The sequence below is a fragment of the Streptomyces sp. CB02056 genome (assembly GCF_001905545.1).
Classification (GTDB): Bacteria; Actinomycetota; Actinomycetes; order Streptomycetales; family Streptomycetaceae; genus Kitasatospora.
The window spans coordinates 270751-280348 of the sequence record NZ_LIPD01000013.1 but is presented as its reverse complement, the minus strand read 5'-3'; the positions used below and the strand labels follow the sequence as shown (position 1 = coordinate 280348).

Here is a 9598-nt window from a genome sequence, read left to right as displayed (position 1 = left end):
CGCAACCCGATAAAACGAGCATGCCGAATAAGCACCAGGTCACAGCGCCGAAAAGCGCAAACGACCGGCACGAACCGGAAGTGGTGTTTCAGAGGATTGGCCGCTCCGGGACCGTCCGCGCAGACGCGTGTCCGGTGCTCCCTGCCGAGCGACTAGGAAACACTACCCCTGTCCGGCGTCGGAGGCAAACCCGTCCCGGAGACGGTGCGGGTGCAGAGCGCCCGGCCCGGCTTCACGTACTCGCCGTTGGGGTGGTCGTTGCCGGTGACCCAGTGGCGGGCGGTGGCCTCGTCACGGCCGCCGTCGCGGTGCCGCCGGAGCAGGCGCTCCTCGCGGACCTCGTCCTCGGCGTGGACGTACCAGAGCTCGTGCAGCAGGCGGCGGGCGTCGGGCCAGGGGGTTTCGGCGGAGGCGAGGTAGTTGCCCTCGGTGATGACGAGCCGGGTCCGCGGGCGGACCACGTGGCGGGCGGCGACCGGCTCGTCCAGGGTGCGGTCGAAGTCCGGGACGTAGATGTCCTGGAACCGGTCGCCGGCGATCCGGCGCAGCAGGGCGACGTAGCCGTGGGCGTCGAAGGTCGCCGGGGCGCCCTTGCGGTGGGTCAGGCCGAGGCGGTCGAGCTGGGCGCCGGAGAGGTGGAAGCCGTCGAGCGGGACGTAGGCGGCGGTGCCGGGGCCTTCGGCCCGCTCGACCTCGGCGACCAGGTGGCGGGCCAGGGTGGACTTGCCGGCGCCGGGCGGGCCGGCAAGTCCGAGGATCGTACGGGCGTTGCTGCCCGGGCCTCGGAGGAAGCCGAGGGCAAGGGCGGTGAGGCGGTCCTCGTTCATGGCCGCACCCTACTCAGCGCGCGCCCCCTGTTCAGTGCGCCTCTTTGCTCAGTGCACCTCTTTGCTCAGTGCACCTCTTTGCTCAGCGGTCGGCTTTGCTCAGCGGTCGGCGAGGGCGGGCAGGTCCAGGGTGAGGGTGCCGGCGTCGGCGTCGAGCAGGGCGGGCACGCCGAGCGGGACGGTGAGGGTGGAGGGGCAGTGGCCGAAGCCCAGTTCCCAGAGCACGGGGACGCCGAGCCCGCCGAGCCGGTCGAGCATCACGTCCCGGACCCGCTGGGGCCGTCCGCAGCCCTCCCAGGAGCCGAGGGCCAGGCCGGCCACGCCGTCGAGGGCTCCGGAGCGCAGGAGCTGGGTCAGCAGCCGGTCGAGTTGGTAGGGGTGCTCGTTCACGTCTTCGAGCAGCAGGACGGCGCCCTCGTACGAGGGACGGGCGGCGGGCGTGCCGCGCTCGGCGGTGAGGACGTGGAGGCAGCCGCCGGCCGTGACGCCGCGGGCGCGGCCGGGGACGAGCGGGGCGGCGGTGGGCGAGGTGAGGACGGTGACGGCGGCGGGGTCGAAGAGGGTGCGACGCAGGTGCTCGGCGGTCGGGCCGTCGGAGACGAAGGAGGCGCCGGCGGCCAGCGGTCCGTACAGGGTGGCAAGGCCGAGCCGCTGGGCGAAGGCCTCGTGCAGGGAGCTGACGTCGCTGAAGCCGATGAAGGGCTTGGGGGTGGCGGCGCGCATCGCGGTCCAGTCGAGCAGGTCGACGATGCGGTGCACGCCGTACCCGCCGCGGGCGCAGATGACGGCGTCGACGGTGGGGTCGAGCCAGGCGGTCTGGAGGTCGGCGGCGCGGTCGGCGTCGGTGCCGGCCAGGTAGCCGAGGGTGGGGTGGGTGTCGAGGACGTGCGGGGCGACGGTCACGCGGAGCCCCCAGGAGCGGAGGATCGCGCACCCGGCGGTGAGACGTTCGGCGTCGACGGGACCGCTGGGGGCGACGACGGCGACGTGGTCGCCGGGGCGCAGGTGCGGCGGGCGGGTCAGCCCCTGGCCGGGTGTGGTCGGGTGCTGGTCCATGGGCCGGGCCACCTTTCGGACGCGGAAGCGGGGTTCGGGCGGTCGCGCCGTGGCCGCGACCGCCCGGTGACGATATGCCCCGTGCCGACCGGCCGATGTCCGCCGGCCGGCGTGAGGGCTCTTCAGATCGCCGCCCCCATCACCTCCCGCACCTCGGCGAGGGTGGCGTCGGCGACGGCGTTGGCCCGCTCGGCGCCGTCGCGCAGGACCTGCCGCAGGTGGCCCCGGTCGGCGGCGAGTTCGGCGCGGCGGGCGCGCAGCGGGCGGAGGAACTCGTTGACGGACTCCGTCACGGTGCGCTTGAGCGCGGCGGCGCCGCCGTCGCCGATCTCCTCGGCGACGGCCTCGGGGGCCCGGTCCTGGCAGAGGGCGGCGAGCAGGACGAGGCTGGAGACCTCGGGCCGGTCGACCGGGTCGTAGCCGATCCGGCGGTCGGCGTCGGTCCTGGCGCCGCGGATGATCCGGGCGGTCTCGTCCTCGGTGGCGCCGAGGGCGACGGCGTTGCCCCGGCTCTTGCTCATCTTTCCGCCGTCGGTGCCGAGCAGCATCGGGGCTTCGGAGAGCAGGGCCTGCGGGCGGGGGAAGACGGCGCTGCCGTCGGCGTGCGGGTAGCGCTCGTTGAAGCGGCGGGCAACGGTGCGGGCGACTTCAAGATGGGGCAGCTGGTCCTGGCCGACCGGGACCAGGTCGGCCTTGCAGAAGAGGATGTCGGCGGCCTGGTGGACGGGGTAGGTGAACATCAGCCCGCTGACGGCGGACTGCCGGGAGTGGGTGATCTCGTCCTTGACGGTGGGGTTGCGGCCCAGCTCGGCGACGCTGACCAGGCTGAGGAAGGGGAGCAGCAGCTGGTTGAGGGCGGGGACGGCGCTGTGCGGGAAGATCGTCGCCCGCTCGGGGTCGAGGCCGGCGGCGAGGTAGTCGAGGACGAGGTTCTCGGTGTGCTCGGCGAGCCGGTCGGCGAGGTCGCGGTCGGTGATGACCTGGTAGTCGGCGACCACGACGAACATCTCGACGCCCTGGTCCTGGAGCCGGACCCGGTTGCGCAGGGTGCCGAAGTAGTGGCCGAGGTGGAGCGGTCCGGTGGGGCGGTCCCCGGTGAGGACGCGGTGGGCTGCCGGGTCGTCGGACAGGACGGACACGGCGGTGACGGCGGTGGCCGCGGCGGCAGCGGGACCGGCAGTGGTGGGGACGGTGGCGGTAGGGACGGTGGCGGTGGCGGTGGTCAAGGTGTCTCTCCTCGGTACGGCGGTGGTGGCGGCCGTCCGGGGCGAGGGGCCCGTCCTACGGAAAACGCAGCAGGGCCGTCCATCCCGGACGGCCCTGCTCAGGCGAGTGGTGTGGCCGTCCTAGGACGGCCACCAGCACAGGCCGATGAAGCGCTTCATGCGCCCCACGGTAGCGGCAGTCAGTCCTCCACGACCAGTGCCGGGGTGTCCTTGTGCAGCGTCTCGCCGCGGAAGAACTCCGGCCGGATGAAGCCGTACCAGGTCATCAGGCCCGCGCCGAGCAGCAGGATGCCGACGCCGATCACGAAGACCGAGCCGATGCCGAAGACCGAACCGCTGCCGTAGTCGGGGGCCCAGGCGTCGGTGAGGGTCTGCAGGAAGACCGCGGTGAGCAGCACGCCGCCGACGAACGGGGCGACGCCCTTGAGCAGCAGCGCGCGGACACCGGTGCGCAGCGAACCGCGGAAGTACCAGACGCAGGCGAAAGCGGTCAGCGCGTAGTAGAAGCAGATCATCAGACCGAGCGCCAGGATGGTGTCCTGGACGACGTTCTCGCTGATCAGGCTCATCCCGACGTAGAAGACCGCGGTGGCGATGCCCGCCGCGACGGTGGCGTAGCCGGGGGTGCGGAAGCGCGGGTGGACGGCGCCGAAGCGCGGCGGCACGGCGCGGTAGGCGCTCATCGCGAGCAGGGTGCGGGCCACCGGGATGAAGGTGGTCTGCAGGCTGGCGGCGGCGCTGGCGACGACGGCCAGGAAGAGCAGGATGCTCCACGGCGAGCCGAGCACCGGACGGGCCAGCGCGGAGAAGACGTTGTCGGCGGTGGCCGGGTTGCCGAGGCCGTTGCCGGTGCTGCCGACGCCCGCGAACATCTGGGAGGCGATCGCGACCAGCAGGTACGAGCCGACCAGGGTGACCATCGAGATCATCGCGGCGCGACCGGGGGTCTTGGCGCTGCCCTGGGTCTCCTCGTTCATGGTCAGGCAGGTGTCCCAGCCCCAGTACATGAAGATCGACAGCGACAGCCCGGCGGTGAACGCGCTGAACGAGCTGACCTCGAGCGGGTTGAGCCAGGAGAAGGAGAAGCCGATCGAGTCGGGCAGGTCGCCCGAGGCGGCCTTCCCGATGGCGATGACGGAGAAGAGCAGCAGCACGGCCAGCTGGAGGCCGACCAGGCTGTACTGGAACCACTTGGTGGCGGTCATCCCCCGGTAGCTCATCGCGGTGGCGCCGGCGATCAGCAGGACCACGGTGAGCAGGTGGACGGCCTTGTTCTGGTCGAGTTCGGTGACCCAGCTGCTGCCGGTCATCTCCCCGAGCATCAGGTACAGGAAGTCGGTCGCGACCCCGGCCAGGTTGGAGAGCACGATGATGGTCGCCACCGTCAGGCCCCACCCGGCCATCCAGCCGACCCGGGGACCGAAGGCCCGGACACCCCAGGTGAAGGACGTGCCGCAGTCCGGGAAGTCCTTGTTCAGCTCCTTGTACGCGAACGCGACGAGCAGCATCGGCAGGAAGCCGGCCAGGAACACCGCCGGCATCTGCACCCCGACCGCGGTGACGGTCGGGCCGAGTGTGGCGGTCAGGCAGTAGACCGGGGCGACCGTCGAGACGCCCAGCACCACACTGCTCAGCAGGCCGACGGAACCGCCCCGTAGACCCTTGTCCCCCGCTCCCCCAGCGGTCCCCTGATCGACGGGGACCCCACCACTGATGCCACTGACCGGGGCACCCTGCGGAGCGCCGGGCGCCATTGCCCGGCCGCTGCTCGTGTGCTCTGAGAGCTGCTGATCAAACACCAGCGCACCCTAGAGGCGGGCGTGGAAGGTTGAGTAGACCAACCCTTGGTGATCTAAACCACTTGCTTCGATTCGTTCTCGTGACGGCTGTTCGGGTGGATGTATTTACGGCTTGTTAACCCATGTACCTTTGTTTCAAAGGAGTTGGGCCAAGAAAATTTCTCCCTTTTGCCAAGGTTCGACCAGGTTTGCCCCCTGGCCCGGACGGGCCGCTCCCCCCACCGCTCCCCGAGTCGGATAGGTTTGCCTAACCTAATTTCGATCGTGAAAGGAGCGTCGCGTGCCCCCCACCTCCGACGACCCGGTCCTCTCCCCCCGCACCTCCGGCCGTCGCCGGTTCCTCACCGCCGGGATCGCCGGCGGGGCGGTGCTCGGCCTCGGCGGACTGCTCACCGCCTGCGGCAGCTCCGGCGGATCCGGTGGATCGGGCGGCAGCAGCGGTTCGACCCCGGCCGGCGGCGGCTCCTCCCCGAACCAGAAGTCGGTCAAGCAGGGCGGGGACGACTACGCCGCCGTGATCGAGAGGATGAAGGGCTTCGGCACCGACGCCGCCCCCGGCGTCTACCCGCGCACCCTCAGGCACGCGATGGGCGAGACGGTGCTCCCGGCCAGGCCCACCCGGGTCGTGGTGCTGGACACCGGCGAGCTCGACAACGTCGTCGCCCTCGGCATCCAGCCGGTCGGCATCGTGTACACCGACGGCTCCAAGTCCCTGCCGTCCTACCTCAAGGACAAGGCCGGCAGCCCCGCCGCCGTCGGCACCATCAACAGCCTCAACCTGGAGGCCATCGCCGCGCTCAAGCCGGACCTGATCCTCGGCAGCCAGCTGCGCGCCCAGGACCAGTACGCGCAGCTCTCCAAGATCGCGCCGACCGTCTTCTCGCTGCGCCCCGGCTACCCCTGGAAGCAGAACTTCCTGCTCAACGCGAGCGCGTTCGGCCTGGAGGCCGAGGCCAAGACACAGCTCGACGCGTACCAGGCGGCCGCCGCGGCGATCGGCGCGAAGCTCGGCGACAAGCGGCCCACCATCACGCCACTGCGCTTCATGCCGGGCCGCACCCGGCTCTACGCGGAGCTCTCCTTCATCGGCACCATCCTCACCGACGTGCCGCTGCCGCAGCCCGGGATCGAGCAGGTCAAGGAGCTCGCGGTGGAGGTCAGCCCGGAGCAGATCGACAAGGCCGACGCCGACTGGATCTTCTACGGCGTGTACGGCAGCCCCAGCTCGACCAACCAGGACGCGGTGCTCGGCGGCGCGCTCTGGAAGACGCTCGGTGCGGTCAAGTCCGGTCAGGCCCGGCCGGTTTCGGACGAGACCTGGTTCCTCGGGCTCGGCGTCATGGCGGCGAACGTGGTGCTCAACGACCTCAAGGGCTTTGTCGCGCCCGGCAGTTGAGCCAGGCAGGTGAATCCGCCGGGTGAGTCCGTCGGGTGAGCCCGGGTGTGAGCCCGGAGTGAACCCGGCCGGCCGGGCCTGGTCGGCGTCGGCGGGCGGAACGGGGCGGCGTTCCGGTCGTACGGCAACAGTGCCCGCCCGGCGCCGTCTTGGGCGATCCCCGGGTGGGCCCCGGGTGGGCCCGCGACGGTCCCCGGGTGATTCCGTGGTGGTACCGCGGCGGTGTCGCGGTGGTATCGCGCACACCACCGGGTTGGACGCTTGGAGCTGATCGCGTGGTGCGGGAGGATCGTCGGGACCGTTTCCCGAAGGGCCCGCAGATGACCTCGCTCCACCCCGCCGCAACCGACCCGTCCCTGCCCGGCCCGCCCCGGGACAGCGCCGGATCCTCGCCCCCGCCCGCCCCGACCGGCTCGCCCGGCTCGGCCGTACCGATGTGCTCGATCGCGACCGCCACCGAGCCCGGTGCGGCCGCGCCCGGCACCCCGGAGGCGACGGCCCGCCCCGACTCGGTGCCGCAGCCGCGCAGCCGGTACGACGCGGAGGCGCCGCCCGTCCTGCCCGCGGCCGCTCCGGAGGCCGGTGGCGAACCGGCGGACGGCGACCGGACGGACGGCGACCCGCACGACGATGATCCGACCACGGCACGGCTGCGGGCGGCGTTCGCCGAGCGGCTGCGGGCCGCGCACTTCCAGGGCCGCTCCGTCGCCGAGCTGGCGGCCGCGTGCCGCCGACCGGTCGCGGAGGTGCGGGCTCTGCTCGGCCTCGACGCGGAGGCCGAGGACGGGTTCGTCCGGTTCGGGCCCGCCACCGCAACGGCGGAGGGCGGCCCGTCCGTCCCGGCGCACGAGGAGCCGCGGATCCTGGGATCCCGGCGGCCGTCACCCTCCCGGCGCCTGCGCCGGATGCACCCGCAGGCCTCCCGGACAGGGCAGGAGGCGACCGCACGGGAGACGGCCGCGTCCGGCCCGACCGGGCCGGCCCTGCCGGGGGCCACCGGACGGGTGGGCGAACCCGCCGATGCGGCGGAAGTGGCGGCGCGGACGCCGTCGTTCGGGACTGGCATCGGGGGTGGGGCCGGCGCTGCCGCCCCTTCTGCTGTCGACACCGGTGCCGTCGACGCCGCTGCCGTCGGACCCGCCGCAGCGGTCTCGTGGGCCGAACCGCCGCTCGGCATCCTGATCGGCGGCAGCCCCGGGCCCGCCGAGGCCCTCGGCCGACCGGAGGAGCGCGCACCGGTCCGCGTGGCGGCCCAGCCGATCCGGGTCGGCCGCGGCACCTGCCTGGTGGTACTGCCCTCCTGGCGGCCCGCCATCGCCGTCTCGGTGCCGACCGAGCAACTGCTGTCCACCACCGGGCTCGACCTCGAGCAGCTGGCCGGCGCCCAGCTGACGGTGCTGATGAACCCCGCCGCACTGCACGACCGGGAGCTGGAGCTGCACGGCTGGGAACCCGGTCCGGCCGGGCGGCCCCGGCGCGGCGGGCGCACCTGACCGCTCCGCCGGGCCCGTTCGGCGACTGGCCGAGCGGGCCTGGCGGGCTTGGCCGGCCTGGTGGGTCTGGTGGGCCGAGCAGGTCTGGCGGACTCGGCGGACTCGGCGGGCCTAGCGGGTGGCCGGGGCGTTCGGGATGTACCCGAGGTCGACGGGCACCGGCGGCCGCCCGTCCACGGCCCAGCCCGTACGGACCGCGTCCAGCAGTTCCGGCAGCGCGGGCGGCCAGAGCGCGTCGGCGTTCTCGTCGGCGAGGTCGGCCGGGGTCCACCAGCGCCAGTCCAGGATCCGGTCGACGGCGTGCACCGCGCTGACGTCGCCGACCGGACCGCGGTGCGGGCCGCCGGTGAGGTAGATGTGCTCGTGCTGGCGGACCGGGGTGCCGTGCCAGGTGAAGTCGTGCTCCCAGGTGCAGAGCAGCGGGCCGGGTTCGAGGTCGCTCCAGCCCGTCTCCTCCCACAGCTCGCGCCGGGCGCCGTCCCACGGGGTCTCGCCCGGTTCCAGGCCGCCTCCCGGCATGGTCCAGTGCACGCCGACCTCGTCGTTGTCCGAACGGAGCAGGAAGACCGAGCCGTTCCCGTCCAGGACCACCGTGCGGGCGGCCTGCCTCGGCCTGCGTTTGCGGGGGCGCAGCAGATTTCGCATCGGGTCACTCTCCCAGCGACCGTCCGGGGCCGTCGAGCGGTTTCGGCACTCCGGTCGGGTGCACGAGCCGGCCGGTCCGTCGTGGCGGGCGCCGGGCCCACCGGTCCGCCGTACCCTGACGGCCATGCCCGCACCCGCGATCATCTTCCCCGCCGATCCGCTCAACCCGCGCCGGCCCGACCCGCACTTCGCCTGGGAGGCCAGGACCCTGCGGGAGTTGGGCGGCGAGCTGCACCTGGTCGACCACGACGGGCTGCTCGCCGGGCGGGCCGAGGAGGCCGTGCTGCGGGTACCGCGGGACAGCGGCCCGCTCTGGTACCGGGGTTGGATGCTGCCCTCCGCCCGGTACGCCGACTTCGCCGCCGCGCTCACCGCCCGCGGCGGCACCCTGCTGACCAGCGCGCCCGGGTACGCGGCCGCCCATGAACTGCCCGGCTGGTACGGCGTGTTCGAGGGCGCGACCCCGGCCAGCGCGTGGATCCCGTCCGAGGGACCGGTGGCGCCCGGGCCGGCGGAGCTGGCGGAGGCCGCGGCCCGGCTCGGCGGGCGCGGGCCGGCGATCGTCAAGGACTACGTGAAGTCGCGCAAGCACGAGTGGTACGAGGCCTGCTACGTACCCGAGTTGGCCGACCTGGCGGCCGTCGGCCGGGTGGTCGGACGGTTCGTCGAACTGCAGGGCGAGTTCCTGGCGGGCGGCGTGGTGCTGCGGCGGTACGAGGAGTTCGAGGGCGCGGACCTCCCGGCGGCGGGACCGGTCGGCGCGAACGGCGCGAACGGCGCGAGCCGTACGGGCGGTGCGGCCTGTACGGCTGGTGCGGCCGGGCCGGAGCGGGCGGACGGCGGCGCGCCGGGGAGCGGCGGGCGGGCCGTGGAGGCCCGGGTGTGGTGGCTGGACGGCCGGCCCGTCCTGGTCGGGCCGCACCCGGACGCCCCGCGCCGGGCCGTCGAACCCGACCTCACCGACGTCCCGGCGCTGGTCCGCCGGCTCGGCTGCCGCTTCGTGACCACCGACCTCGCCAGCCGGGCGGACGGCTCCGGCTGGCGGGTGGTCGAGGTCGGGGACGGGCAGGTGAGCGACCTGCCGCGCGGGATCGACGCCTCGGAGCTGCTGGCCTCGCTGATCACCGCCTGACTGCCTGACGGTCCGCGCGGGAGG

8 protein-coding genes are annotated in these 9598 nt (G+C 73.5%); 3 read left to right on the top strand and 5 right to left on the bottom strand.

What is annotated here, in order from left to right:
- Positions 1-152 precede the first annotated feature (152 nt).
- From AMK13_RS31805 to AMK13_RS31790, 4 genes are all read right to left on the bottom strand, one after another.
- Positions 153-827, bottom strand: coding sequence for a nucleoside/nucleotide kinase family protein (locus AMK13_RS31805; protein WP_074005128.1), 675 nt, complete (start codon positions 825-827; stop codon positions 153-155).
- 99 nt (positions 828-926) lie between these two features.
- Positions 927-1883, bottom strand: a complete 957-nt coding sequence (locus tag AMK13_RS31800) for a S66 peptidase family protein (protein ID WP_074005127.1) — start codon at positions 1881-1883, stop codon at positions 927-929.
- 122 nt (positions 1884-2005) lie between these two features.
- Complete coding sequence (gene trpS, locus AMK13_RS31795; protein WP_074005158.1) at positions 2006-3022, bottom strand: tryptophan--tRNA ligase; 1017 nt, start codon at positions 3020-3022, stop codon at positions 2006-2008.
- A gap of 266 nt (positions 3023-3288) precedes the next feature.
- Positions 3289-4863, bottom strand: a complete 1575-nt coding sequence (locus tag AMK13_RS31790) for an APC family permease (protein ID WP_049657998.1) — start codon at positions 4861-4863, stop codon at positions 3289-3291.
- 325 nt (positions 4864-5188) lie between these two features.
- Between AMK13_RS31790 and AMK13_RS31785 the strand changes: the two genes are divergently transcribed.
- Complete coding sequence (locus AMK13_RS31785; protein ID WP_074005126.1) at positions 5189-6304, top strand: ABC transporter substrate-binding protein; 1116 nt, start codon at positions 5189-5191, stop codon at positions 6302-6304.
- A 320-nt stretch (positions 6305-6624) separates the two neighbouring features.
- Positions 6625-7797 (top strand): hypothetical protein, encoded by a 1173-nt coding sequence (locus AMK13_RS31780; protein WP_074005125.1) that lies wholly within the window; start codon positions 6625-6627, stop codon positions 7795-7797.
- Between the two features lie 111 nt (positions 7798-7908).
- On the opposite strand, the gene AMK13_RS31775 is transcribed toward AMK13_RS31780, so the two are convergent.
- Positions 7909-8442, bottom strand: coding sequence for an NUDIX hydrolase (locus AMK13_RS31775; protein ID WP_049660777.1), 534 nt, complete (start codon positions 8440-8442; stop codon positions 7909-7911).
- Positions 8443-8566: 124 nt separating this feature from the next.
- On the opposite strand from AMK13_RS31775, the gene AMK13_RS43785 reads away from it, so the two are divergent.
- Positions 8567-9574, top strand: coding sequence for an ATP-grasp domain-containing protein (locus AMK13_RS43785; protein WP_074005124.1), 1008 nt, complete (start codon positions 8567-8569; stop codon positions 9572-9574).
- The last annotated feature ends 24 nt before the right edge of the window (positions 9575-9598 follow it).

Bases quoted from the DNA above. Each gene is read 5' to 3' on its own strand.
- AMK13_RS43785 (WP_074005124.1), top strand. From the start codon at position 8,567: ATGCCCGCACCCGCGATCATCTTCCCCGCCGATCCGCTCAACCCGCGC.
- AMK13_RS31775 (WP_049660777.1), bottom strand. From the start codon at position 8,442: ATGCGAAATCTGCTGCGCCCCCGCAAACGCAGGCCGAGGCAGGCCGCC.
- AMK13_RS31805 (WP_074005128.1), bottom strand. From the start codon at position 827: ATGAACGAGGACCGCCTCACCGCCCTTGCCCTCGGCTTCCTCCGAGGC.
- AMK13_RS31780 (WP_074005125.1), top strand. From the start codon at position 6,625: ATGACCTCGCTCCACCCCGCCGCAACCGACCCGTCCCTGCCCGGCCCG.
- AMK13_RS31800 (WP_074005127.1), bottom strand. From the start codon at position 1,883: ATGGACCAGCACCCGACCACACCCGGCCAGGGGCTGACCCGCCCGCCG.
- AMK13_RS31790 (WP_049657998.1), bottom strand. From the start codon at position 4,863: ATGGCGCCCGGCGCTCCGCAGGGTGCCCCGGTCAGTGGCATCAGTGGT.